We start from the raw sequence: 23,446 nt of genomic DNA, 5'->3' as shown, positions 1-23,446 counted from the left end.
CTGGACTCAGCGCTAACCTGATCCGAGAAACGGCGAACGGATAGGCTCGCGAGATGGCGGACTTCAAGGACCTCGATGAACGCGCCTGGGCGATCCGCCGGCTCTATGCCGAAATGGAAACCCAACGCTACGGGCGTCCCTGGACGGCTGAGGAAGTCGCCCTGGGCTTCATGGGCGACGTCGGCGATCTGGCCAAGCTGGTTCAGGCCGCCGAGGGCGTCCGCGCCATCCCCGACGCAAAGGCCAAGTTGGCCCACGAACTGGCCGACTGCCTGTGGAGCGTGATGACCCTGGCGCGGCTCTACGAGGTGGACCTGGAGGCCAGTTTCCTCAGCACGATGAACGCGTTGGAGGCGCGGCTGAAACCGTGATCACCTTCCGCACGCTGGCGGCCGCCGACTTTTCGATGCTGACCGACTGGCTGGCGGAACCGCACGTCCGGCGCTTCGTCCAGAAGACGCCGATGAGCCTTGAAGAGGTCACGGCCAAGTACGGGCCAAGGGTCCGAGGCGAGCAGCCGCTGATCTGCCACATCGCCTCTCTGGACGGCGCGCCTTTCGGCTACCTCCAGGCCTACCGAAATCGCGATTGGGCCGACTATGCGCAGATCATGGGCCATGCTGACGGCGTCAGCCTCGACCTGCACATCGGCGATCCGGCGTTCGTGGGCAGGGGCCTCGGTCGCGCCATGCTCGGCGGCTATGTGGGCGAGGTCGCCCTGCCCCACTACGCCGAGCGCCGCGCCTACATCGCCCACGATCTCGACAATGCCGCGGCCCTGGCCTGCTCCAGGTCGGTCGGGTTCAAACCCCTGGCGCAGTTCCTTGAGGACGGAGAGGTCAAGCAGCTGTTGCGGCTCGAGCTTTAGGCCGCCTCCAACCGCCGCGCCTTGCTGCCCACCTTGTTGGAGAACGCCAGCACCCCGTCCTCGATCTTCGTGAAACGCAGGTTCATCAGGTCCAGCGCGTAGTTCTGGTGCAGTTTCCAGGGCGCCTTGGTCCCCTGCTTGGGGAAGCTGGCCATGGCGCGCTGGACGTAGCCCGACGAGAAGTCGAGCCACGGGACCTCACCGATATTCGGATCGTCGTTGCGCGGCGTGACCTGGCGATTACCGGTCTTCTTCATGTGGTTCAGCAGGCGGCAGACATACTCGCACGTCAGGTCGCACTTCAGCGTCCACGACGCATTGGTATAGCCGAAGGCCGAGGCCAGGTTCGGCACGTCGGAATACATCATGCCCTTGTAGGAGAGCGTCTTTCCGGGATCGATGGCCCGGCCGTCGACGACGAGCTTCAGGCCGTTCATGGCCTGCAGGACCAGGCCGGTGGCCGAGACCACGATGTCGGCCTCCAGCACCTTGCCGGACTTCAGCTGGATACCGGTCTCCGTGAAGGTCTCGATATGGTCGGTGACAACCTCGGCCTTGCCGCTCTTCAGCGAGGTGAAAAGATCCGCGTCCGGCACCAGGCAGATGCGCTGATCCCAGGGGTTGTAGGTGGGGGTGAAGTGGGTGGCGACGTCGTAGTCCGGGCCCATCTCCTTGCGGACCATCTCGATGATCCCGGCCTTCACCTTGGCCGGCTGCCGGCGGGCGTAGTTGTAGAAGAACATCCCAAACAGCACCTTGCGCCAGCGGGTGATGGCGTAGGCGAGCTTGGCGGGCAGCTTGGTGCGCAGCCAGTTGGCGGCCTTGTCCTCACCGGGCGCGGCGACGACGAAGGTGGGCGAGCGCTGCAGCATGGTGACATGGGCGGCGGTCTTGGCCATCTCCGGCACCAGGGTCACGGCCGTGGCGCCCGAGCCGATCACCACCACCCGCTTGCCGGCATGGTCGATGTCGGGCGTCCACTTCTGCGGATGGACCAGCTGGCCCTTGAAGCTCGCAACCCCCGGGAACTCCGGGGTGTAACCGCCCGCGTAGCTGTAATAGCCGCCGCACAGGAACAGGAAGTTGGCGGTGACGTGCGCGACCTTGCCGTCCTTCATCACCTCGACGCTCCAGGCCGCGTCCTCCGTGGACCAGGACGCGCCTTTCACCTGGTTGCCGAAGCGGATGTGCTGGTCGATCCCGTGCTCGCGGGCGGTCTCGCGCACATAGTTGAGGATCGAGGGCCCGTCGGCGATGGCCTTGGCCTGCGTCCACGGCTTGAAGGCGTAGCCCAGGGTGAACATGTCGCTGTCGGACCGGATGCCCGGATAGCGGAACAGGTCCCAGGTGCCGCCGATGGCGTCGCGGCCCTCCAGGATCACATAGGAGCGGTCAGGGCAGTTGGTCTGCAGGTGATAACCCGCGCCGATGCCCGACAGGCCCGCGCCCACGATCACGACGTCGAAATGTTCGGTGGCCATACCTGATCCTCGATAAGTTAGACCGACTTAGCCTCAGCCGCCGCCCGAAGGAAACCCCTGTTCCGTCGGGGTGGCGAAGCTGAAGCTTTCGGGAAATACTGCCCCGATGTCCCCCGCCCAGCCCAGCCGCCGCGTCGTGCCCGACGCCGCCCTCGTCGCCCGCTTGATCGCCGCCCAGTTCCCGCAGTGGGCCGGTCTGCCGGTCCGGCCGGTGACCTTCGGCGGCCGCAACAACACCACCTTCCACCTCGGCGAGACGATGAGCGTGCGCCTGCCCGCCGCCAAGGCCTATGTCGCCCAGGTGGAGAAGGAGCAGCGCTGGTTGCCGGTCCTTGCGCCCCACCTGCCGCTGCCGATCCCGACGCCGCTGGGTCTCGGCCTGCCGGGCGAAGGTTTCCCGGCGCCCTGGTCTGTCTTTGGTTGGATCGAGGGCGAGACCGCCGCCCTGGACCGCATCGGCGACCTGCCCCAGTTCGCCCGCGACCTGGCCGGGTTCCTGACCGCGCTGCAGGCGATCGACGTCACGGACGGCCCGGTGGCCGGCCAGCACAACTTCTTCCGCGGCGGCGCGCTCGCCACCTATGACGACCAGACCCGCCAGGCCATCACCGCCCTGGGCGACAGCATCGACGGCGCGGTGGCGCTCGCCATTTGGGAACAGGCCCTGGCGGCGGACTGGACCAACCCACCCGTCTGGCTGCACGGCGACGTGGCGGCGGGCAACCTGCTGGTGAAGGACGGCGCCCTGAGCGCCGTCATCGACTTCGGCATCCTCGGCGTCGGCGACCCTGCCTGTGACCTGGCCATCGCCTGGACCCTGCTGCATGGCGAGGCGCGCGCGGCGTTCCGCGAGGCCCTGCCGCTGGACGCCGCAACCTGGGCCCGGGCCCGTGGCTGGACGATCTGGAAGGCGCTGATCATCGTGGCCGGGATGTCAGGGGCGAGCGACGAGGAATTGGCGAAGAGCTGGCTGATCATCGCCGACCTGGTGGGCGAGCACGGGTAACAATCCTTCTCCCCTTGCGGGAGAAGGACACTCTTACCCCAACTGCGCCTTACGTTCCCGGCGGCGGCGCGACAGGATGTGCTCGGTGTAGCCGTTCGGCTGGGCGCGGCCCTCGAACACCAGTTCCAGCGCCGCCTGATAGGCCACGCTGTCGGGGTTCCCCGCCATCGGCTGGTAAAGCGCGTCGCCGGCGTTCTGGCCATCCACCACCTTGGCCATCCGGGCGAAGGTCTCGCGGACCTGCGTTTCGGTGCAGACCCCGTGGTGCAGCCAGTTGGCGATGTGCTGGCTGGAGATTCGCAGGGTGGCGCGGTCTTCCATCAGGCCCACGTCGTGGATGTCGGGCACCTTGGAGCAGCCGACCCCCTGGTCGATCCAGCGCACGACGTAGCCAAGGATGCCCTGGGCGTTGTTGTCCAGCTCCTGGGTGATGTCCTCGGCGTTCCAGTTGGAGCGCGCCAGCGGCGGGGTCAGCAAATCATCCAGGCCGGTGACCGACTTGGCCGCCGCCATGGAGGCCTGCAGGCCGGGCACATCCACCTCGTGATAGTGCAGGGCGTGCAGCACGGCCGCCGTCGGCGACGGCACCCAGGCGGTGTTGGCGCCGGCCTTGGGGTGGCCGACCTTGGTGGCCAGCATGTTCGCCATCTGGTCCGGCGCCGCCCACATGCCCTTGCCGATCTGCGCCTTGCCGGGGAAGCCGGTGGCCAGGCCGATCTCGACATTGCGCTTCTCATAGGCCGGCAGCCAGGGCTCGGCCTTGATGGCGTCCTTGCGGACCACGGGGCCGGCTTCCATGGCGGTGTGGATCTCGTCGCCGGTGCGGTCGAGGAAGCCGGTGTTGATGAACACGATGCGCTCGCGGGCGGCGTGGATGCAGGCGGCCAGGTTGGCGCTGGTGCGGCGCTCCTCGTCCATGATGCCCAGCTTGACGGTGTTGCGGTCCAGGCCCAGCGCGTCCTCCACCAGGTCGAACAGGCGAACCGCCAGAGCAACCTCGTCAGGCCCGTGCATCTTGGGCTTCACGACATAGACCGAGCCCGCCGGGCTGTTGAGGCGCTTGCCCTTGAGGTCGTGCATCGCGGCGGTGACGGTGATCAGAGCGTCCACCACCGTCTCGAACACGGGTTGGCCGTTGAAGCGCACGGCGTCCAGCAGCATGTGGTGGCCGACATTGCGCACCAGCATCAGGCTGCGGCCGCGCAGGGTCAGGTCGCCGCCCGCGGGCGAAGCATAGGTGCGGTCGGCGTCGAGGCGCCGGGTCTCGGTCTGACCGCCCTTCATGAAACTGGCCGTGAGGTCGCCGCGCATCAGGCCCAGCCAGTTGCGGTAGACCTGGGCCTTGTCCTCGGCGTCCACGGCGGCGACGGAATCTTCGCAGTCCTGGATGGCGGTCAGCGCGGCCTCCACCAGCACGTCGGAGACGCCCGCGGCGTCATCCTTGCCGATGTTGTGGGCGCGGTCGATCTGGATCTCCAGGTGCAGGCTGTTGTGGGCCAGCAGCACGCCGTCGGGCGCCTCGGCGGCGCCGCGCCAACCGGCGAACTGGGCGGCGTCCTTCAGGCCGGTGATCGAGCCATCCTTCAGGCTGATGACCAGCGTCTTGTCGGTCACGACATAGCTGGCGGCGTCGGCATGTGAGCCGCTGGCCAGGGGCGCGACGCGGTCCAGCAGGCCGCGCGCGAAGGCCACAACCTTGCCGCCGCGCACCGGATCATAGCCCTTGGTTCCGGTCGGCGGCTCCAGGGCGTCGGTGCCGTAGAGGGCGTCATAGAGGCTGCCCCAGCGGGCGTTGGCGGCGTTCAGAGCAAACCGCCCGTTCGAAACCGGAACCACCAACTGCGGTCCCGCCACCTTGGCAATCTCCGGATCGACGTTGACGGTGCTGATCTCGAAGGGGGCCGGCTCGGGCAGCAGGTAGCCGATCTCGCGCAGGAAGGCGATCTCCTCGGTGACGCTGAAATCCTTGCCCTTGCGCGACTTCCACCAGGCGTCGATCTGTTCCTGCAAGGAGTCGCGGCGGGCCAGCAGCTCGGCGTTGCGCGGGGTGAAGTCGGCCAGGATCGACTCCAGAGCCGCCCAGAACTTGGCGGCGTCCACCCCGGTCCCCGGAAGCAGCTCCTGCTCTACAAAGCTCTGCAGGATGTCGTCGACGGTCAGGGCGGTGTCCATGTGCGTACCGGGCTCTCGAATTGGGCGTCCAAGGGCATGCCGCACCGGCGGCGAACCCCACTCATCGGGGGCTTTACTGCACGGAAGCGCGCGGCTTTGAAGCCCCCAATTTTCGCATGACCCGAAGTTTCAGCTGTCAGAGAAGCCGAACGGCAGGCTGCTGCGGCGCATATCGTCCGACAGGATCTGACGGCCGATCGGCGGCGCGGAGCGGGCCGTGCATTCGGTGCGGTGACACAGCCGGCAGGTCACGCCGATGGGGGTGGCGGCCTCCGCCGGCTGGTCCTGGATATAGATCAGCTTGCCCGCATGCTCGGCGGCGCAGCCCAGCGCGATGGCCCGCTCCACCCGGGGACTGCCGAATCCGCCGCCGCCCGCCGTCACGGTGCGGGCGATGGAGAAGAACCGGTGGCCGTCGGGCAGTTCCAGCCACTGGGTGACGATCTCGCGCGGCGTCTTGAACACCTGGTGCACCGACCACAACGGACAGCCACCGCCGTGCCGAGCGAAGGGGAAGCCCGCGCCGTCCAGCCGCTTGGAGACGTTGCCGGCCGGATCGACCCGGATGAAGAAGAACGGCACCCGCTCCTGCCCCGGCTTCTGCAGGGTGGTCAGGCGGTGGGCGGTCTGTTCGAAACTGGCCCCGAACTGCCGGGCCAGGGCCTCGACGTCGTAGCGCCGGGCCTCCACGGCGCGGGCGAAGGCCGAATAGGGCATGATCACCGCCGCCGCCGCATAGCTGGCCAGGGCGCGGCGCGTCAGCCGCTCGCCGCTGTCGGTGACGAAGGTCCCCTCGGAGAGCACCGCGTCCACCTCCTCGCGCATCTCCAGATAGGCCAGTTGCAGGGCGAGCTGGAACATCTGGCTGGCGGTATCCAGACCGTCGTCCAGCAGGATCTCCTTGCGGTGCCAGTCCAGCCGGCGGATCGAGCCGACCATGACGTTCGAAGGCAGCCGCCGGACCTTCAGCCCGTGCCGCGCCTTCAGGTAGCCCACCAGGTTGTCGTGCCCCGCGACGTCGTGGGCGATGCGCTCGGCGGCGTCGTCCAGGGTCGGGAAGCTGTTGCGCCGGGCGGCCAGGAAGCGGCGGGACTCGGCCACCGGGTCCGTCGCATCGCCGCCCTCCCCCCCGGTCTCATGGGTCTCGGCGCCCCGGTCGGCCAGGGCCAGCTGCTCCTCGCGATAGGTGGTGTAGAGCCGAAGCAAAGCCTCGGTGATGCCGGGGAAATTGCCCGCGAGATCGGCGGTCTCCAGGGCCGGCAGGTCGATGTCGGCGAACATCGGGTCCTTCAGCACCGCCTGCAGCCGCGCGGTCTCGTCGGCCCCGCTGGTCCCGGCCAGGGTCGACATGTCCAGCTTGTAGGTCTGGGCCAGGCGCAGCAGCATCTCGGCTGACAGCGGCCGGTGATTGCGCTCCAGCAGGGCGACATAGGAGGCCGAGACCTCCAGGTCCCCGGCCATGTCGGCCTGGGTCAACCCCAGGTCCCGGCGCAGGCGGCGCAGACTGGGGCCCACATAGAGGCGGCGCTCTGCGGCCATGTTGATTACAACTCCGCTTGTCACAACATTACATCATGACAAGAACCGGCTGTAAAGTTTGACAGCTAGACCTCGAAGCGACTCCACAAGTCGCGAGCGCCTCTGCTACCCCCCGGTCAAATTCACTCCGGGCATCGAGGCGACCATGGCGTACCAAGATCATATCATTCAGATGGGCCAGCTCATCACCAGCAAGAAGGGTCCGTGGGAGGCGATCGACGCCGAAGCCGTGGCCCGCATGCGCGTCCAGAACCGCTTCAAGACCGGCCTGGAAATCGCCCGCTACACCGCCGGCATCATGCGCAAGGACATGGCGGCCTATGACGCCGATAGCTCGCAGTACACCCAGTCCCTGGGCTGCTGGCACGGCTTCATCGGCCAGCAGAAGCTGATCTCCATCAAGAAGCACTTCGGCACCACCGACCGCCGCTACCTCTACCTGTCGGGCTGGATGGTCGCCGCCCTGCGCTCCGAGTTCGGCCCCCTGCCCGACCAGTCGATGCACGAGAAGACCTCGGTGCCGGCCCTGATCGAAGAGCTCTACACCTTCCTGCGCCAGGCCGACGCCCGTGAGCTGGGCGGCATGTTCCGCGACCTCGACGCCGCCCGCGCGGCCGGCGACAAGGCCAAGGAAAAGGCCATCATCGACGCCGTCGACAACTACCAGACCCACGTCGTGCCGGTCATCGCCGACATCGACGCCGGGTTCGGCAACGCCGAAGCCACCTACCTGCTGGCCAAGAAGATGATCGAGGCCGGCGCCTGCGCCCTGCAGATCGAAAACCAGGTCTCCGACGAAAAGCAGTGCGGTCACCAGGACGGCAAGGTCACCGTGCCGCACGAGGACTTCCTGCAGAAGGTCCGCGCCTGCCGCTACGCCTTCCTCGAGCTCGGCGTTGAAGACGGCGTCATCGTCACCCGCACCGACTCGCTCGGCGCCGGCCTGACCAAGCAGATCGCCGTCTCCACCACCCCGGGCGACCTGGGCGACCAGTACAACAGCTTCCTCGACTGCGAAGAAGTGGCCCAGGGCGACCTGAAGAACGGCGACGTCATCCTCAACCGCGATGGCAAGCTGCTGCGTCCGAAGCGTCTGCCTTCGAACCTGTTCCAGTTCCGCGAAGGCACCGGTGAAGACCGTTGCGTCCTCGACTCGATCACCTCGCTGCAGAACGGCGCCGACCTGCTGGGGATCGAAACCGATATGCCCCACGTCGAGCAGATCGCGGGCATGATGGACCGCGTCCGCGCGGTGATCCCCAACGCCAAGCTGGTCTACAACAACAGCCCGTCCTTCAACTGGACCCTGAACTTCCGCCAGCAGGTCTATGACTCGATGAAGGCGGCCGGTAAGGACGTCTCGGCCTATGACCGCGACAAGCTGATGAGCGTGGACTACGACACCAGCGAACTGGCCGTGGAAGCCGACGAACGCATCCGCACCTTCCAGGCCGATGGCGCCAAGCGCGCGGGCATCTTCCACCACCTGATCACCCTGCCGACCTACCACACGGCCGCGCTGTCCACGGACAACCTGGCCAAGGAATACTTCGGTTCGCAGGGCATGCTGGGCTACGTGAAGAACGTCCAGCGCAAGGAGATCCGCGAAGGGATCGCCTGCGTGAAGCACCAGAACATGTCGGGCTCCGACCTGGGCGACGACCACAAGGAATACTTCGCCGGCGAAGCGGCCCTGAAGGCCGGCGGCGTCCACAACACCATGGGCCAGTTCGCCTAAGCCGCGACCTGATCTACGGACGACAACAGGACGGCCCGGAGCTCACGCTCCGGGCCGTTTTTGTTTGGCCCTCGGTTGGGGCGGCCTTTGACCCAGAGGGCGAAGCTGGCTTTCGACCCGGTCCGGATCTGCCACGCAACCTCTGCTACGGGCTCCAGTGAGTAATGTCGCAGGTGCCGTCCGGTCTAAGCTTCACGCTGATATCTAAGGTATTGGCGACTTCCGCACAGACCCGCACATCCTCTTCGCGACGTGTCTCGCCATAACGCGGTGGCCCATGGGCGCACCCCGGGAGAAGCAGGGTTCAATTCGGTGACAGTGCACTTAATTCGGGCGAAAACGGAGACTTGGCATTCTGTTTGAATGCACTGTCACCGGAATTACGCTCACGGTGGGCTCAACCGATGACCCGCCCTCCCAAAGCCACTCTTCTGGCCGACAGGGCCGCCGTGAGGATCGAGCGATGACGATCCGTAACCGCGTCAAACGCCGCCCTCGCAGACATCAGCCGCGAGCGCACCTTGCCCTGGGTGGCGTCAAGGCTTCGCCGGTCGTAACGGGAGCCTTCCGTGAGATAGATGAGGTTCGTGAAGTCGCACCAGTCGGGCGGGGGCGCGGGGCCTGGATGTTGGAAATGCAGGAAGGCGAACGGCCGAAGCTCGCTCACGTGCCACCCGCACTCCTCCAGAAGCTCGCGCCGAACTGTCGTTTCTAGACTTTCGCCCAACTCGCGACGACCGCCCGGCATGACGTGGTGCGTGCCGTCGGACTCGCTCAGAACCACCACCTTCGGACCCTTGAAGACCACGGCTCGGACCGCCGAAATCATTACGTCCGGCACGGGAATGGCCGCAGCGTAGCCTCGCACACGCAGCCGTCCCTGCGGCCGTTGGACCTCATGGTCGAAGAACGCCTCGTGGGCGGCGAGCAAGTGCGCGAACGCAGCGGCGGCCTCGGCTTGGCTGATGGCGGCCGCTGAGCGGGCATCGAAAGAGGGCGTCGAGATCGGCCGATCAGTCATCCGATCATTCTAGGCAAAGTTGTTGCCGCATCCAGCAGATGTCTGGCCGCACTCTACCCCGTCGCCAGGGCGTGAAAGTCCATGATCGCGCCGTAGCCGCCCAGGCCGTAGCCGGCGGTGAGCTGTTCCAGTTCGAGCATGTTGTGCATCAGCAGGATGGCCACCGAGCCGTTGGTGGGATCGGCCTGCCACCAGCCGCCATAGGCGCCGGGCCAGCCCACCGTGCCGACCCCGCCCTTGCCGCGCATCACCGAGGCGGTGGCGGGATCCAGCGCGACAGAGACCCCCAGGCCGAAGCCCGAGCCGGTCCCGAAGGTCGGCATGCCGAACATGCTGGCCCCCAGCCGCTGGGCGTCGGTGAGCCGGTTGGTGGTCATCAGGCCCAGGGTCTCTGGCGACAGTAGCTTCACGGACGGGTCCACGAACAAGCGCGCGAAGGCCAGGTAGTCGTCCACCGTCGACCAGAGGCCCGCCCCACCCGAGGCGAATATCATGTCGTCGGGCCGTTCGGCGAGGGCCGCGCCGCCGGGCACGGTGGGCAGCTTTTTCAGCTTGCCGGTCATGTCGAAGCCGTAGAACCCCGCCCGGCGATGGCGCTTCTCCGGCGGCACGGAAAAGCCGGTGTCGGTCATGCCCAGGGGCTCAAACACCCGGTGGCGCAGCACCTCCTCCAAGGGCGCGCCCTCCATCCGGGCGATCAGCAGGCCCAGCAGGTCGGTGGACCGGCCGTAGGTGAAGGCGGCCCCCGGCTGGCCCACCAGCGGCAGGGACGCCAGGGCCGCGATCCAGGCGTCGGGCGACAGCGGACTGTCGAGGTCGGGGCCCAGGGCCTCGCGATGCGCCGCATCGATGGGGCCGGCATAGAACCCCGCCTGGGTCAGGCCCGCGCGGTGGGTCAGCAGGTCATCGAAGGTGATCTGGCGGTCGGCGGGGACGGTGTCCTCCAGCGGCCCATCGGGGTCGCGCAGCACCCGCATCCTCATGAACTCCGGCGCCACGCGGGAGATCGGGTCCTCCAGGGCCAACCGCCCCTCCTGCAGCATCGTCATGGCCGCGGCCGAGACGATGGGCTTGGACATCGAGGCGATGCGGAAGATGGAGTCCCGCTGCATCGGCAGACCGGCCTCAAGGTCGCGCCAGCCCACGGCGGCGACCTTCGCCGCCCCGTCCCGCCAGACCAGGGTCACCACTCCGGCCAGTTCCCCGGCGTCCACCACAGCGCTCAGCGCCTTTTCGATCGCGTCCATGCGCCCCGACTCCATAAAATAGGACTCCTATAAAATAGACTTCCTATTAATTGGCAACGCCCTAGATTCCCTACCATGACCGAAGAGATCCTCCGCAAGCCCAAGGGCGACAAGCGCGCCCGCACCCGCGCCGCCCTGATGCAGGCGGCCCGCCAGCTCGCCCGCGAGAAGGGCTTTGACGCCGTCACGATGGAGGACGTGGCCCGCCGTGCCGGCATGACCAGCGGGGCGATCTACGGCAATTTCAAGAACCGCCAGGACCTGTTCATGGCCATCGCCCAGACCGACTGGGCGGCCATCACGCCGGAGATCGCGCCGGGCTCGACCTTCCCACAGATCATGCACGCCTTCGCCCAGGCCACCCTGGCCGCCCTCCCCGACCGCCGCCTCGCCGCCGCAGCCCGCCTCCGGGGCATGGCCCACACCCTGACCGACGAAGCCGCCCGCGCCGAGGTGCGCGCGATCACCGCTGGGAGCTATGCCGGCGGCGCGGCCTGGCTAGCCGGCGTGCTGCGGGAGGGCGACAGCCCCATGCCGCCCGACGTGCTGGTGGTGGTCATCCACGCCCTGACCGAGGGCCTGGTCTTCCAGCGCCTGATGACGCCGGAACTGGTCCCGGACGAGGTGTTCTACGCAGCCTTCGCGGCCCTGGCGTCGAAGCCTTAGGTCCTATCGGATTCAGCGCGGCGCTCGGTTGACGCCTCCCCTACCCCTTACGGTGACGGCTGGAAGATCCTCCCCCAGGCGCGCAGCGCCGATGTGGGGGAGGTGGGCCGCCGTGAAGCGGCGGGTCGGAGGGGGATCGACGTCGTCGACACCTACCTCCCCAAAACAAGGGTCAAAGTCCCCCTCAGGCGCTTCGCGCCAGCTCCCCCGGAGGGGAGCATCCGCCTCAGTAGTCCAGCTTCGGATACCAGTCGCCGCCGCGCCCCTCGGGCGTCTGGTCCAGCACCGCCCACATCGGGCCGGGGTCGGGCGCGCCGCGCGGGTCCTGGCCGGGATCGGCGGTGGCTCCGGTCATCTCGCCCGACCAGAAGTGCCGGATCGTCCCGTCGCGCCGCGTGAAGACGTTGAAGGCCGGAATCTCCGACCCGTCCGCCAGCAGGCCGAAATAGTCGGTCGAATAGGCGTCGTTGAGGTCGGTATAGAGCCGCAGGTTCTTCCAACCGCGCTCCTGCTTCCAGGCGTTCAGCTTCTCGATCGGCGAGCGCGCCACCACCACCAGAGACATCCGCTGGTCCAGGTCGGCGGCGTTGCCCTCCCACGATCCCAGCAGGTTGGTGCACATGGGGCAGGGCCGCTCGCGCTGCGGCCCGAACATGTAGCTGTAGATCCCCAGGGTCGCCTTGTCCTTGAACAGGCCCTCGAAGCCCGTCTCGGCGCCGTCCTCGCCCCGGAACCGGTAGTCGCCCTTCACCGGCCCGCCCGGCGGCAGGGCGCGGCGCTCGGCGGCGACGCGCTCCAGCTGCCGGCGCAGGTCGATCTCATGCTCCAGCAGCACCCGGCGCGCGGCCCGGTACTCGGCGCTCTCATTGGGAAAACGGACGGGATTTTCGGCGGCCAGCTTGGCGGCCGGGATAAGGGTCTCGGTCTTGGCGTCCATCGGATGTCTCCGCTTTGGCTCACTCCCCGGCCCTCAGGATGGAACCGCGACCTGCCGAAAAACAAGCTGGGCGGGCGGAATTCTTTTTCTTCGACCCCCTGTCGGGCGCGGGCATACTCGTTCGTCCTAGCCTCGATCAGGGACGCCGAAATGCTCTACGCCATCCTCTGCTACAACTCCGAAGAGATCGTCTATTCCTGGAGCCAGGAGGAGGACGACAAGGTCATGGCCGACCTCGACGTGGTCCACCAGAAGCTGCACAGCCAGGGACGCCTTGGCCCCGCCCTGCGCCTGCTCCCCACCACCGCGGCCACCAGCCTGCACCGCGAGGGCGGCCTGATCACCGATGGCCCCTTCGTGGAGACCAAGGAGCAGTTGCTCGGCTTCTACGTCGTGGAGTGCAAGGACCTGGAGGAAGCCATCGAGACCGCCAAGGACCTGACCAAGGCCAACCCCGGCTCGGGCGGCGGCTATGAAATCCGTCCGGTTCGCCTGTTCCTGCCCGGTGGCGACGTGGCATGAGCGACCTGGCCTGGATCGAGCAGGCGATCACCGCCGCCCGGCCCCAGGCCGTGGGCGCCCTGCTGCGCTATTTCCGCAATCTCGACACCGCCGAGGAGGCCTTCCAGAACGCCTGTCTGCGGGCGCTGAAGAACTGGCCGGAGAACGGCCCGCCCCGCGATCCGGCCGCCTGGCTGATCATGGTCGGCCGCAACGCCGCCATCGACCAGGTCCGCCGCCAGGCCAGGCAGACGGCCCTGCCGCCCGAGGACCAGATCTCCGACCTCGACGACGTGGAGACCCCCCTGGCCGACCGGCTGGACGGCGCCCACTACCGCGACGACATCCTGCGGCTGTTGTTCATCTGCTGTCACCCCGACCTCCAGCCCACCCAGCAGATCGCTGTGGCTCTGCGGATCGTGTCGGGCCTCACCGTCAAGCAGATCGCCCGCGCCTTCCTGGTGGGCGAGAGCGCCATGGAGCAGCGGATCACGCGGGCCAAGGCCAAGATCGCCCGCGCCGACGTGCCCTTCGAAACCCCCGGCCCGGTGGAGCGGTCCGAGCGCCTGGGGTCCGTGGCGGCCATGGTCTACCTGGTGTTCAACGAGGGCTATTCCGCCGGGGCTAAGGAGCTCGCCGCCCGCAGCCCGCTGTGCGAGGAGGCCATCCGCCTGGCCCGCCTGCTGCTGCGCCTCTTCCAGGCCGAGCCGGAGATCATGGGCCTCACCGCCCTGCTCCTGCTGCAGCACGCCCGCGCCGCCGCCCGCTTCGATGCGGCCGGCGAGGTCATCCTGCTCGAGGACCAGGACCGCAGCCTCTGGAGCGCCCGCGACATCGGCGAGGGCCTGGCCCTGATGGACAAGGCCATGCGCCACCGCCGGCCCGGCCCCTACCAGGTCCAGGCCGCCATCGCCGCCCTGCATGCGCGGGCCGCCCGGTTCGAGGACACCGACTGGGCCCAGATCGACCACCTCTATGCGACCCTGGAAATCATGACCCCCTCCCCGGTCATCACGCTGAACCGCGCCGTGGCGGTGTCGAAGGTGCGCGGTCCCCAGGCGGCCCTGGACATGATCGAGCCCTTGGCCAACCGGCTGGGCGGCTACTTCTACTTCTTCGGCGCCCGCGGCGCCCTGCTGCTGCAGCTCGACCGCAACGACGAAGCCCGCGAGAGCTTCAACCAGGCCATAGCCCTGGCCAACACGCCGGCCGAAGCCGCCCACATTCGCATGCACCTGGACCGCCTGCAGCAGGACAACGCCAAGAGCGCCTGACGCCACAAAATCTCCGCGCCTCTGTCGGCCTGACCCCGGCCCCTTCGTCCTAGGACCAGCGCGCCACCCCGGCGCGAACCTGGAGAGCCGATATGAGCCAAGCCATCGACCCGGTGTTCAAGGGCGTCATCCCCTATCTCAACGTCGAGGGCGCCGGCGCGGCCTCCGAATTCTACCAGGCGGCCTTCGCCGCCAAGGAACTGCGCCGCATGCCCGCCGACGACGGCAAGCGGTTCATGCACATCCACCTGGAGATCAACGGCGGCTCCCTGATGCTCAGCGACGCCTTCCCCGAGAGCGGCTACGCCCATCAGCCCTCCCACAGCTTCACCATGCAGTTGGTGGTGCCCGACCTCGACGTCTGGTGGAAACGCGCCATCGCGGCTGGTGGCAAGGCGACCACCGAGCCCCAGGTGATGTTCTGGGGCGACTACTGGGGCGCCCTGGTCGACCCCTTCGGCGTCCATTGGGCCTTCAATCAGCCCGCCGAACAACCGGTCTGAAGCGCCCCTCCTCCCCTGGGAAACTCCAGGTCAGCACCCCCTCTCCCACGTGTGGGAGAGGGTAGGGTGAGGGCTCTTTCTGAGGCTCAGTGACCGCTCGGGGTCGGCTAGTGGCGCCCGCCGCCCCGCACGCGTTGCGCCAGATGCAGCACGCCCACGATCACCGCGCCAACAACCAGACCCACCACCGCTGAACCCGCCGCGAAGGCCAGCCAGCCGGTGATGGCGCCGACGCCGGGCACGCCGGCCGCCCAGTGGGACAGGCCCTCCACCAGGTGGGGAACCGCCATCCAGCCGTAGTGCTCCAGGCCGTGGACCAGGATGCCGCCCCCGACCCACAGCATGGCCGCCGTGCCGATGGTGGCCAGACCGCCCAGCACCGAGGGCATGGCGACCACCATCCCCCGCCCCAGCGCCCGCCCGGCGCGTGTTCCGCTCTTGGCCAGGTGCAGTCCGATGTCGTCCATCTTCACCAGCAGGCCGACCACGCCGTAGACCCCGATGGTGATTCCCAGGCCCACCACCGCCAGGGCCGCGGCCTGGATGGCGAAGGGGCGCTCGGCCACGTCGGCCAGGGCGATGAACATGATCTCGGCTGAGAGGATCAGGTCGGTGCGGATGGCGCCGGCCACCTTCTGGTCCTCCAGCTCCGTGGAGCTGAGCGCCAGTTCATCCAGCTCCCGGCCGGCCTCGTGCGGCAGGAAGACTTCCAGGATCTTCTCGCTGGCCTCGAAGGCGAGATAGGTCCCGCCGATCATCAGCAGCGGCGTCACCAGCCAGGGCGCGAAGGCGCTCATCGCCAGGGCGCCGGGCAGCAGGAAGATGAACTTGTTGCGCAGGGAGCCCAGCGCGATCTTCCAGACGATGGGCAGTTCCCGGTCGGGGGTGAAGCCCATGGCGTAGCCCGGCGTCACCGCCGCGTCGTCCACCACCACGCCCACGGCCTTGGACCCGGCCTTGCCCGCCGCCCCGGCCACATCGTCCATCGAGGCCGCCGCGATCTTGGCGATCGCCGCCACGTCGTCCAGCAGTGCGGCAAGGCCGGAAGCCATCTGTCAGTCCCTTCAGATCTCAGTCCGCCTCCAATCGGTGAAAACAGTCGCGGTTCCAAGCCCAAACCCCGCCCCTGACCCATGATCTGCCAGGTAATGGCGCCGCTTCCGCGCACGCCCTAGTCTGCGACCAGGCGAAACGGGAGGAAAATCCATGTCGGCGTTCTGGCGCAACTGGTTGACGGTCTGGGGCTGGGCGGTCGCCCTGTTCGGCCTGGTCCTGGCCGGCGCGGGGCTCGAGGCCACCGACGGTCCGACCCGCCTGCTGTTCGGATTGCTGAAGGGCCCCGAGGATCTGGTCCTCGATCCTCCGATGCGGTTCGCCATCGCCCTGATGGGCGCCGTCACCCTGGGCTGGGCCATCACCCTGCTGGTGACCTTCGACGCCGCCCACAAGCTGGGCGCGCAGGGCGGCGCGACCTGGCGGGGGGTGATGATCAGCGCCGCGGCCTGGTACGTGATCGACAGCGGGCTCTCCATCGCCACCGGCTTTGGCCTCAACGCGGTCCCCAACACCCTGCTGCTGGCGGGCCTTCTGCTTCCCTTGCTGGCGAGCGGCGTGCTCCGGAAGACATAGGACGCTTCCCCGTCCAGCCGGGCCGTAACGAACCGGGGCGGCGTCCCGGCGCTACGCGTCCTTCCAGCCGCGCGGCCCCTGGCCGGTCCACCGCTTGAAGGCCCGTGAGAAAGCACTGCGGTCGGAAAAGCCCAGCAGATACGCCGTCTCGTTCACCGACAGCCGGGCGAGGTAGGTCTTGGCCAATTCGCGGCGCAGCTCGTCCAGCACCTGGTCAAAACTCACCCCCTCGGCCTTCAGCCGGCGATAGAGAGTTGGGCGACTGAGGTTCATCATCCCGGCCGTGACCGCCATGCTCGCGGCCCCCAGGTGGAGGCGCGGCATCAGCAGGCGCTCCACCTCCCCGCGCACCGTGCGCGCGGCCTCCAGCCTCGCCAGCAAGGCGTCGGCCCGGTCATTGAAGATGCCGAACACATACTGGTTGGCGCCGTGGGTCTTCAGCGACAGCCAGGAGGGCTCGATCCGCAGGGCGTTGCGCGCCGCGCCGAACACCACGGGAGCCTTGAGCACCGCCGCGTAGGCGGCGGCGTGGTCGGGCCGGGCATGGGTCACCTCCACCGCGGTCACGAAGGCGACGTCCCCGTAGCTGCGCGCCACCTCGCACACGAAGCGGGCGAAGGTCTCCTCGGTAAGCTCGGGGAAGGCGTTCGGGTCGGGCCGCCGGTCCTCCAGCCACAGGTCGCCGTCCCGCGAGACGAGTTCGAACCGCTCCCCGCCCCCCAGGTCCACCTCGGCGATCAGCCGCCGGTAGCGGTTCAACTGCTGCAACGCCTCGCCCATGGTGCCGGCGGCGCGGCAGATCAGCCCCACCAGCGACACCTCCTCGAAGTTGGTGCCCGCGCCGAACCGCAGACCCAGGTCGGGGACGTCACAGATCACCTTGGCCGACCGCATAAGGGCGACGTAGTTCGCCAATGGCACGCGGTTGTCCCGGTCGCTCAGCACCTCCGGCGCGATCCCCGACCGCGCCAGCAGCTCCGCCCGCCCGGCCCCCTGCGCCACCGCGAAGTCCAGCAGGGCCTGGGCGTAGCCCGCCGAGACGGTGGGCCGGTCGGTACGGTTGATCCCTGCGGTCACAAGTCTGGCTCCTGCGGTCATCGACGCTGCGGCGCGCCAGCCTAGATTCCACCAGGGAATTCGTCGCGACCGGGAGAGTAGAGTCATGTCCACCGCGCCGAAAGCCGAACGGCTGCTGCGGGCCTCTGCGGTGCTCTGGTACGGGGTCGCGGCAGCCGGTCTCTGGGCCTTTGGAATCTACATCGCCGCCCTCTATGGCGTGGGCCTGCTCGGGGGCGACCTCAGCCGGTGGAACCGGGTGCTTCCGGACGGCCACGGCTATGTCGCCGGCGACCTGAGGGGAAACCTGGCCCTGGGCGCCCACCTCACCTTGGCTTTCATCGTCACCATCGGCGGGGCGCTGCAACTGGTTCCCCAGGTCCGCGCCCGCGCGCCTTGGCTGCACCGGTGGAATGGACGCCTCTTCGTCGTCGCTGCGGTCGTGGCGGCCGCGAGCGGCCTCTTCATCGCCCTCACCCGCGGCGCCGTGGCCGGGACCTATATGACCATCGGCAACGCCCTCAACGCCGCCCTGGTGGTGACCTTCGCCACCCTGGCCTGGCGCAGGGCGCGGGCTCGCGCCTTCATCAGCCACCGCCGCTGGGCCCTGCGCCTCTTCGTGGTGATCAACGCCGTCTGGTTCTACCGCCTGGGCATGATGCTGTGGTTCGCCGTCCACCGGGCGCCGGTGGGGCACACCGCGGCCTTCGACGGACCCTTCGACATCTTCCTGGCCTTCGCCCATGTGCTCCTGCCGCTGGCGGTCCTGGAGCTCTACCTCGCCGCCGGCGCGCGGAGCGGCGCGCGCGCCAAGGGCGCCATGGCCGCGCTTATGCTCGTTCTTAGTCTGGCGACCGCCGCGGGCGTCCTCCTGGTGGTGATGGGGATGTGGCTGCCACGCTTCTAGCGCCTTCACCGCGATGGCCACATGCTCGACCGCCGCCGCCCGTCTTCCTGCCCCTGGCGCTCGCCAAGGCGGTGGCGGCTAGCCGCTGATCCGTGCGGAGGCCAGGATCGATTCCACCTCCGGCAAGCTGGCCTGGAAATAGTGCTCCGCCGGCGCCAGATAGAGCATCAGGTAGAGCTTGCCCGAAACCTCGGCCACCACCCCCGTGCCCTTGATCTCCAGACCTTCACTGGTGGCGGCGTCCAAGTCGAAGCGGACTCCGGGGGCCGCCCCCAACTTGGCCGCGCGGAGATGGTTCAGGTCGACCCGCTGGTAGCCCATGGCCGCGATGCTGTCGGACATGAACTCCAGCCGCTCACTGGTCGACATCCCGGCCCGCACCAGCGGGGTCGGATGCTCCTTCACATAGGAGCGGATGAGGTTGTCACCGGGGACCAGGCCGCTGCCCACATAGAGGGCGTTGAGCACCGGGCCGTCGATCGACAGCACCCGGACCTTCTTGCCCCGGCTGACCATGATGGGACTGATGTCCGACCACATCCGGCCAAGGGTCACTTCCTGCCCGCCGCCGGCCTTGAAGGGGCCGGCCGGCGCGGCGGTCACGCTCGCGCAGCCTGTGACGACAAGCGCGACGAGCGCGGCGGCCAGGGGCCGAGTTCCGAGACGCATGGTCATTTCCCCGATGTCAGGCTGTTCAGGCTGTCTTGCACGATCCAGGCGTCCTCAGCGGTGGACGCCTTGGCGAGATAGGTTTCGTAAGCGGCCTTGGCGCCCGCCGCGTCGCTCGCCTTGCGCCGCAGGTCACCAAGCTCGCGCCAGACCGCGACCGGCGCATCGGGGTAGGCTGCGGCTGCCAGATAGGCATCTCGCGCCGAGGTGAGATCCCCCTCCCCGCGCCGCTGCCGATGGGCCTCGCCGCGATAGAAGTTCAACACCCCGAGGTCCTCTCCATCGGCGGCCAGCCGGCCGATCAGGTGCAGGGTCTGGCCGAAGTCGCGGCGGCGCAGGTCGTCACGCAGCCATGTGGCGAGGTGCGGCCGTATCGCGGCGCGGTGCCGCGCCCTGCCCGTCTCTCCCGTGTTGGGCAGGGACTTGAGATTTTCCTGCAGCGCCGCGATCCGCTCGGCGTCCAAGGGGTGGCTGGCGAAGATGTTGGTGCGGGTCCCAGAGGTGCGGACCCGCTTGAAGTCCGAGGCCTGGGTCTCCCCCATCTGCGCTCGCCAAAGCTCCGTCCCGGCGCTCGGGGCGTACCCGGCATGCGCCGCCCGGTCGAGGCCCAGACGATCAGCCTCCGACTCGTTCTCGCGACCGTACGCGAACAGCGACGCCATCCCGGTGAGGTAGACAACGTCGATCAGGCTACGGGTCGCGTCCAGGATTGAGCTCGCCCCGTCATAGGTCGTCGCGCTGCTGGCGGCTGCGACACCAACCACAGCCACGCCCGCCGAGAGCACCATCATGGCGTTGGAGGTCGACTTCTTGCGGCGCCAGGAAAGCAAGGAATGATTGCGGTCGAAGTGGCTGACCTCGTGGCCCAGAACGAAGGCGAGTTGGGCCTCGTCGGCGGCCCTCAGGAGGGTGCCCGACCAGACCTCCGTATAGCCGTTAGGGGCCATGGTGGCGTTGAAGAACGGCCGGTCCATGACATAGACCCGAATGTCGGCGCAGTGGTCACGCGCCACCTTGCACGCCACATCGCGCACATAGGCGTTGAGCGCCGGATCGCGGTCCAACTCGGCCGACTGTCGGGCCGAACCTTCGGTCTTGTCCGACACCGCCCACAGCCCACCCTCGTCGCTGGCGACATCAGGTCGAACGCCGGCCAACCGCTGCGCCTGGGCGGGCGCGCACAGAACCAGGCTTGCTACGGCGGCGAGGATCAGGGTTCGCATGGGCCGCTCAGAGCGGCGCGTCCTTCAGCATGGCCGCGACAAGGCTCTTGGCGCCCTGCGGCTGCCGCATGTCGGCGTTCGGGCCGGCCAGCGCGGTATTGTACCAGACGATGCGCCCTGTCCTGAGGTCCACCAGCGACGCCATGGCGTACTGGTTTCCAAGCGGCACGCTGACCCCCAGGGCCGCGAAGCCGATCATGGCCACCACGCGCCCACCGCTGGCGTAACTTCCACGCGCGGTGACGAACAAGGCGTAGTCGGCGTCATAGGCGCTTCCCAGCGCCTGAGCCCCGTCGCCGATCGTCCAGTCGAACGACCCCTTCTTGGTGGGGATGTAGCCATAGGGGATGGACTTCGTGACAGCCTCGTTGAGCCGCAGAAGTTGGCCGGTCCGGCCCTCCATCGCGCCTTCCGGATTGATCATCCGAAACTGGTGAGCGCGCGCCTGCAACGACGACGACATCTCGGCGGTGAGGTTGTCCTTGCCCTGCTGGCTCCAGTCCGCGCGAGGATCCTGAAGACCTGACGCGGTCAGGACAGCCAGATGCACATCGGGCTGGATCAGGATGATCCGCGCGCCGGCCGCCGGCTTGGGTCCATCCTTTACCGCGAGCTGTGTGCTGGTGGTGGTGCAGGCGGCCAGGAACAGGCAAGCGGCCATGGCCGCCAAAACGCGTCTCATTGAATGAAGCCCCCCGGCGTTTTACGAGCGACGCACTTGCCGCTGACGCAACCTAGACGCTTATCTCGGCGCCTGTCGATAGCGCCTCGACCGCCGCCTGCATAACTTCCTCCCCGAACAGCCGCAGCGCCAAACCAGCGCTTCACCCGATACGGCTCCGCAGCGTGATTTGACACGCCGTACCGCCCTGGGTACTTGCTCTTGCGACTCGTTATCGTTTGCAAGAAAGACCTGCCATGACCTCCTCCACCCGCGCCCTGCTGCTGGCTGGCGCCGCCCTCGCGGCCTTCTCGACTGGCGGCTCAGCCTGGGCCGATGACGACGCCGCGGCAGCCGCCGGCGGCACGCAGGTTGAAGCCCTGGTGGTCACCGGCGCGCGCACCCGCACCTCGGCGGTCACCGGCCTGGATATGAGCCTGAAGGAAACCCCGCAGTCGGTGACCGTCATCAACCAGGACCGCATCCGCGACTTCGGTCTGACCAACGTCAACGACCTGCTGGCCCAGGTCACCGGGGTCAATGTCGAGAAGGTCGAGACCGACCGCACCTATTATAACTCTCGCGGCTTCGACATCACCAACTTCCAGGTGGATGGCATCGGCCTGCCGCTGATCTGGGGCATCCAGTTCGGCGACCTGGACACCGTGCTGTTCGAGCGGGTCGAGACGGTGCGCGGCGCCAACAGCATGATGACCGGAACCGGCAATCCCTCGGCCACCGTCAACTATGTGCGCAAGCGCCCCACCGCCGCCTTCCAGGCGGGCGGCGCCCTGCAGGTCGGCGCCTGGGAGGACCACCGCCTGGAGGCCGACGTCGGCGGCCCGCTGAACGCCAGCGGAACGGTGCGCGGCCGGCTGATCTACGCCAACCAGGACAAGGCCTCCTATCTCGACTTCAACCACGTCAACCGGAACGTCTATTCGGGCATGCTGGCCTGGGACGTGACCCCCAGGCTCACCGCCACCACCGGCTATTCCCTGCAGGACAACCGGTCGCGCGGCGTGCTGTGGGGCGCCCTGCCGCTCACCTATTCGGACGGGACGCGGGTGAACTATCCCAACGCGGCCAGCACCTCGGCCGACTGGACCTATTGGAACGTCAAGGACCAGACCGCCTTCGGCGAACTGGACTACCGGCTCGACAACGGCTCGCGGATCAAGACGATCGCCACCTACAAGCGCTTCGACGAGCAGGCCAGGCTGCTCTACGCCTATGGCGCCCCGGACCCGGTCACCGGCCTGGGCGTGGCGGGCATGAGCGGCATCTATCCGTCGCAGTACGAGAGCTACATCCTCGACGCCTACGCCTCAGGCCCATTCGAGCTGCTTGGCCGCGCCCATGACCTGGTGGTCGGCGGCCAGGTCTCCCGCTCCACCGGCAAGGAGATCGAAGACTTCTCCACCGACACCATCGTCTTCCCGGCGGTCGGACAGTGGGGCCGCGTCCAGGTGGCCCAGCCCACCTATCCCGGCCCCTATGTCGCCGCCGAAACCACCGACCGCCTGGCCCGCGTCTACGCCGCCGCCCATCTCAACCTCACCGACGGCCTCAAGGCCGTGGTCGGGTTCAACGCCCTGAAGTTGACCTCCAAGGGCTACTCGTACGGCGCCGATCAGCACCGCGACGACTCCGAGATCAGCCCCTATGTCGGCGTGGTCTGGGACCTGACGCCCAATATCTCGGCCTATGCCAGCTACACCGACATCTTCAATCCGCAGTCCGAAGTGGATGTAAGCCACGCCACCCTGGCGCCCGCCCACGGCAAGGCCTACGAGGCCGGCCTGAAGAGCGACTGGTTCGACCACCGCCTGTACGTGACCGGCGCCATCTTCAGGTCCGAGCAGTCCAACCTGGCCGCCTATGCCGGCAGCTTCCCGGACGGCAAGAGTTACCATGAAGGGGTCGACACCACGGTCACCGGCTACGAGCTGGAGGCCTCGGGCGCGCTGACCGACCAGTGGACGCTCAGCGCCGGCTGGACCGACCTGAAGATCGAGGACGCCACCGGCGCCGACACCCGCACCTATGTGCCGCGCAAGACCTTCAAGGCCACCACCACCTACACCTTCCCCGAGCTGCGCAACCTGACCCTGGGGGCCGCCGTGCGCTGGCAGGATGAGGTCTCGGTGCGGGACATCGTGCTGATCGAGCAGAAGGCCTACGGGCTGGTGGACCTGGTGGCCGGGGTCGACGTCACCGACCAGATGCGCGCCACGCTCAACATCAAGAACGCCGCCGACAGGAAGCACCTCACCAGCCTGCAGTGGAACCAGTCCTACTACGCCGCCCCGCGCAGCGTGTCCCTGCGCCTCGACTACAGCTTCTAG

22 protein-coding genes are annotated in these 23,446 nt (G+C 68.0%); 11 read left to right on the top strand and 11 right to left on the bottom strand.

The features are described from left to right. Positions 1–53: 53 nt before the first annotated feature. Both AAC997_RS14615 and AAC997_RS14610 read left to right on the top strand, forming a co-directional pair. Complete coding sequence (locus tag AAC997_RS14615; RefSeq protein WP_340646433.1) at positions 54–371, top strand: MazG nucleotide pyrophosphohydrolase domain-containing protein; 318 nt, start codon at positions 54–56, stop codon at positions 369–371. Further along, positions 368–868 carry a GNAT family N-acetyltransferase gene (locus AAC997_RS14610; RefSeq protein ID WP_340646432.1) on the top strand — a complete coding sequence of 167 codons (501 nt, stop codon included), beginning with the start codon at positions 368–370 and terminating at the stop codon, positions 866–868. The genes AAC997_RS14615 and AAC997_RS14610 overlap by 4 nt, the downstream gene beginning before the upstream one ends. On the opposite strand, the gene AAC997_RS14605 is transcribed toward AAC997_RS14610, so the two are convergent. Beyond that, positions 865–2,349 (bottom strand): NAD(P)/FAD-dependent oxidoreductase, encoded by a 1,485-nt coding sequence (locus tag AAC997_RS14605; RefSeq protein ID WP_340646431.1) that lies wholly within the window; start codon positions 2,347–2,349, stop codon positions 865–867. The genes AAC997_RS14610 and AAC997_RS14605 overlap by 4 nt on opposite strands. Before the next feature lie 106 nt (positions 2,350–2,455). On the opposite strand from AAC997_RS14605, the gene AAC997_RS14600 reads away from it, so the two are divergent. Then, entirely contained in the window at positions 2,456–3,355 is a 900-nt protein-coding gene (locus tag AAC997_RS14600; RefSeq protein WP_340646430.1) for an aminoglycoside phosphotransferase family protein, read from the top strand. A gap of 33 nt (positions 3,356–3,388) precedes the next feature. Here AAC997_RS14600 and AAC997_RS14595 read toward each other — a convergent pair whose 3' ends face one another. Together AAC997_RS14595 and AAC997_RS14590 are read right to left on the bottom strand one after the other, a co-directional pair. After that, on the bottom strand, positions 3,389–5,527 hold the full coding sequence (locus AAC997_RS14595) for a malate synthase G (protein ID WP_340646429.1): 2,139 nt from the start codon (positions 5,525–5,527) through the stop codon (positions 3,389–3,391). A gap of 129 nt (positions 5,528–5,656) precedes the next feature. Next, positions 5,657–7,066 carry a short-chain fatty acyl-CoA regulator family protein gene (locus AAC997_RS14590; RefSeq protein ID WP_340646428.1) on the bottom strand — a complete coding sequence of 470 codons (1,410 nt, stop codon included), beginning with the start codon at positions 7,064–7,066 and terminating at the stop codon, positions 5,657–5,659. 145 nt (positions 7,067–7,211) lie between these two features. Here AAC997_RS14590 and AAC997_RS14585 point away from each other — a divergent pair, with 145 nt between their 5' ends. Further along, positions 7,212–8,804, top strand: a complete 1,593-nt coding sequence (locus tag AAC997_RS14585; RefSeq protein WP_340646427.1) for an isocitrate lyase — start codon at positions 7,212–7,214, stop codon at positions 8,802–8,804. Between the two features lie 397 nt (positions 8,805–9,201). Here AAC997_RS14585 and AAC997_RS14580 read toward each other — a convergent pair whose 3' ends face one another. Continuing rightward, entirely contained in the window at positions 9,202–9,825 is a 624-nt protein-coding gene (locus AAC997_RS14580; RefSeq protein ID WP_340646426.1) for an NUDIX domain-containing protein, read from the bottom strand. Between the two features lie 53 nt (positions 9,826–9,878). Then, entirely contained in the window at positions 9,879–11,072 is a 1,194-nt protein-coding gene (locus AAC997_RS14575; RefSeq protein WP_340646425.1) for a serine hydrolase domain-containing protein, read from the bottom strand. Positions 11,073–11,147: 75 nt separating this feature from the next. Between AAC997_RS14575 and AAC997_RS14570 the strand changes: the two genes are divergently transcribed. Then, positions 11,148–11,738 carry a TetR/AcrR family transcriptional regulator gene (locus tag AAC997_RS14570; RefSeq protein WP_340646424.1) on the top strand — a complete coding sequence of 197 codons (591 nt, stop codon included), beginning with the start codon at positions 11,148–11,150 and terminating at the stop codon, positions 11,736–11,738. A 226-nt stretch (positions 11,739–11,964) separates the two neighbouring features. Here the strand turns inward: AAC997_RS14570 and AAC997_RS14565 are convergent, their stop codons facing one another. After that, complete coding sequence (locus AAC997_RS14565; RefSeq protein ID WP_340646423.1) at positions 11,965–12,675, bottom strand: DUF899 family protein; 711 nt, start codon at positions 12,673–12,675, stop codon at positions 11,965–11,967. A gap of 150 nt (positions 12,676–12,825) precedes the next feature. On the opposite strand from AAC997_RS14565, the gene AAC997_RS14560 reads away from it, so the two are divergent. The 3 genes from AAC997_RS14560 to AAC997_RS14550 all read left to right on the top strand — a co-directional run bounded on the left by AAC997_RS14560 (position 12,826) and on the right by AAC997_RS14550 (position 14,953). After that, positions 12,826–13,197 (top strand): YciI family protein, encoded by a 372-nt coding sequence (locus AAC997_RS14560; protein ID WP_340646422.1) that lies wholly within the window; start codon positions 12,826–12,828, stop codon positions 13,195–13,197. Then, positions 13,194–14,450, top strand: a complete 1,257-nt coding sequence (locus AAC997_RS14555; RefSeq protein WP_340646421.1) for an RNA polymerase sigma factor — start codon at positions 13,194–13,196, stop codon at positions 14,448–14,450. The genes AAC997_RS14560 and AAC997_RS14555 overlap by 4 nt, the downstream gene beginning before the upstream one ends. Before the next feature lie 92 nt (positions 14,451–14,542). Further along, complete coding sequence (locus AAC997_RS14550; protein ID WP_340646420.1) at positions 14,543–14,953, top strand: VOC family protein; 411 nt, start codon at positions 14,543–14,545, stop codon at positions 14,951–14,953. Between the two features lie 107 nt (positions 14,954–15,060). Here AAC997_RS14550 and AAC997_RS14545 read toward each other — a convergent pair whose 3' ends face one another. Continuing rightward, on the bottom strand, positions 15,061–16,005 hold the full coding sequence (locus AAC997_RS14545) for a DUF808 domain-containing protein (RefSeq protein WP_340646419.1): 945 nt from the start codon (positions 16,003–16,005) through the stop codon (positions 15,061–15,063). A gap of 154 nt (positions 16,006–16,159) precedes the next feature. On the opposite strand from AAC997_RS14545, the gene AAC997_RS14540 reads away from it, so the two are divergent. Further along, on the top strand, positions 16,160–16,582 hold the full coding sequence (locus tag AAC997_RS14540) for a hypothetical protein (protein WP_340646418.1): 423 nt from the start codon (positions 16,160–16,162) through the stop codon (positions 16,580–16,582). Positions 16,583–16,633: 51 nt separating this feature from the next. Here AAC997_RS14540 and AAC997_RS14535 read toward each other — a convergent pair whose 3' ends face one another. After that, positions 16,634–17,659 carry an AraC family transcriptional regulator ligand-binding domain-containing protein gene (locus tag AAC997_RS14535; protein WP_340646417.1) on the bottom strand — a complete coding sequence of 342 codons (1,026 nt, stop codon included), beginning with the start codon at positions 17,657–17,659 and terminating at the stop codon, positions 16,634–16,636. Between the two features lie 85 nt (positions 17,660–17,744). Between AAC997_RS14535 and AAC997_RS14530 the strand changes: the two genes are divergently transcribed. Beyond that, a complete protein-coding gene (locus AAC997_RS14530) occupies positions 17,745–18,545 on the top strand; it encodes a DUF2306 domain-containing protein (RefSeq protein WP_340646416.1) in 801 nt (266 codons plus the stop codon). Positions 18,546–18,623: 78 nt separating this feature from the next. On the opposite strand, the gene AAC997_RS14525 is transcribed toward AAC997_RS14530, so the two are convergent. From AAC997_RS14525 to AAC997_RS14515, 3 genes are read right to left on the bottom strand one after another with little or no spacing between them, the layout of a single operon-like run. Further along, on the bottom strand, positions 18,624–19,214 hold the full coding sequence (locus AAC997_RS14525) for a hypothetical protein (protein ID WP_340646415.1): 591 nt from the start codon (positions 19,212–19,214) through the stop codon (positions 18,624–18,626). 2 nt (positions 19,215–19,216) lie between these two features. Then, positions 19,217–20,437 carry a M48 family metallopeptidase gene (locus AAC997_RS14520; RefSeq protein WP_340646414.1) on the bottom strand — a complete coding sequence of 407 codons (1,221 nt, stop codon included), beginning with the start codon at positions 20,435–20,437 and terminating at the stop codon, positions 19,217–19,219. A 7-nt stretch (positions 20,438–20,444) separates the two neighbouring features. Continuing rightward, on the bottom strand, positions 20,445–21,119 hold the full coding sequence (locus AAC997_RS14515) for a hypothetical protein (RefSeq protein ID WP_340646413.1): 675 nt from the start codon (positions 21,117–21,119) through the stop codon (positions 20,445–20,447). 236 nt (positions 21,120–21,355) lie between these two features. On the opposite strand from AAC997_RS14515, the gene AAC997_RS14510 reads away from it, so the two are divergent. Next, entirely contained in the window at positions 21,356–23,446 is a 2,091-nt protein-coding gene (locus AAC997_RS14510; RefSeq protein WP_340646412.1) for a TonB-dependent siderophore receptor, read from the top strand.

This window comes from Phenylobacterium sp. (assembly GCF_037968635.1).
Classification (GTDB): domain Bacteria; phylum Pseudomonadota; class Alphaproteobacteria; order Caulobacterales; family Caulobacteraceae; genus Phenylobacterium.
This window is presented reverse-complemented; position numbering and strand designations above follow the sequence as displayed.

Excerpts from the sequence above, each read along its gene's own strand:
- AAC997_RS14615 (WP_340646433.1), top strand. The coding sequence starts at position 54 with ATGGCGGACTTCAAGGACCTCGATGAACGCGCCTGGGCGATCCGCCGG.
- AAC997_RS14605 (WP_340646431.1), bottom strand. The coding sequence starts at position 2,349 with ATGGCCACCGAACATTTCGACGTCGTGATCGTGGGCGCGGGCCTGTCG.
- AAC997_RS14600 (WP_340646430.1), top strand. The coding sequence starts at position 2,456 with ATGTCCCCCGCCCAGCCCAGCCGCCGCGTCGTGCCCGACGCCGCCCTC.
- AAC997_RS14595 (WP_340646429.1), bottom strand. The coding sequence starts at position 5,527 with ATGGACACCGCCCTGACCGTCGACGACATCCTGCAGAGCTTTGTAGAG.
- AAC997_RS14590 (WP_340646428.1), bottom strand. The coding sequence starts at position 7,066 with ATGGCCGCAGAGCGCCGCCTCTATGTGGGCCCCAGTCTGCGCCGCCTG.
- AAC997_RS14585 (WP_340646427.1), top strand. The coding sequence starts at position 7,212 with ATGGCGTACCAAGATCATATCATTCAGATGGGCCAGCTCATCACCAGC.
- AAC997_RS14580 (WP_340646426.1), bottom strand. The coding sequence starts at position 9,825 with ATGACTGATCGGCCGATCTCGACGCCCTCTTTCGATGCCCGCTCAGCG.
- AAC997_RS14575 (WP_340646425.1), bottom strand. The coding sequence starts at position 11,072 with ATGGACGCGATCGAAAAGGCGCTGAGCGCTGTGGTGGACGCCGGGGAA.
- AAC997_RS14570 (WP_340646424.1), top strand. The coding sequence starts at position 11,148 with ATGACCGAAGAGATCCTCCGCAAGCCCAAGGGCGACAAGCGCGCCCGC.
- AAC997_RS14565 (WP_340646423.1), bottom strand. The coding sequence starts at position 12,675 with ATGGACGCCAAGACCGAGACCCTTATCCCGGCCGCCAAGCTGGCCGCC.
- AAC997_RS14560 (WP_340646422.1), top strand. The coding sequence starts at position 12,826 with ATGCTCTACGCCATCCTCTGCTACAACTCCGAAGAGATCGTCTATTCC.
- AAC997_RS14555 (WP_340646421.1), top strand. The coding sequence starts at position 13,194 with ATGAGCGACCTGGCCTGGATCGAGCAGGCGATCACCGCCGCCCGGCCC.
- AAC997_RS14550 (WP_340646420.1), top strand. The coding sequence starts at position 14,543 with ATGAGCCAAGCCATCGACCCGGTGTTCAAGGGCGTCATCCCCTATCTC.
- AAC997_RS14545 (WP_340646419.1), bottom strand. The coding sequence starts at position 16,005 with ATGGCTTCCGGCCTTGCCGCACTGCTGGACGACGTGGCGGCGATCGCC.
- AAC997_RS14540 (WP_340646418.1), top strand. The coding sequence starts at position 16,160 with ATGTCGGCGTTCTGGCGCAACTGGTTGACGGTCTGGGGCTGGGCGGTC.
- AAC997_RS14530 (WP_340646416.1), top strand. The coding sequence starts at position 17,745 with ATGTCCACCGCGCCGAAAGCCGAACGGCTGCTGCGGGCCTCTGCGGTG.
- AAC997_RS14525 (WP_340646415.1), bottom strand. The coding sequence starts at position 19,214 with ATGCGTCTCGGAACTCGGCCCCTGGCCGCCGCGCTCGTCGCGCTTGTC.
- AAC997_RS14520 (WP_340646414.1), bottom strand. The coding sequence starts at position 20,437 with ATGCGAACCCTGATCCTCGCCGCCGTAGCAAGCCTGGTTCTGTGCGCG.
- AAC997_RS14515 (WP_340646413.1), bottom strand. The coding sequence starts at position 21,119 with ATGAGACGCGTTTTGGCGGCCATGGCCGCTTGCCTGTTCCTGGCCGCC.
- AAC997_RS14510 (WP_340646412.1), top strand. The coding sequence starts at position 21,356 with ATGACCTCCTCCACCCGCGCCCTGCTGCTGGCTGGCGCCGCCCTCGCG.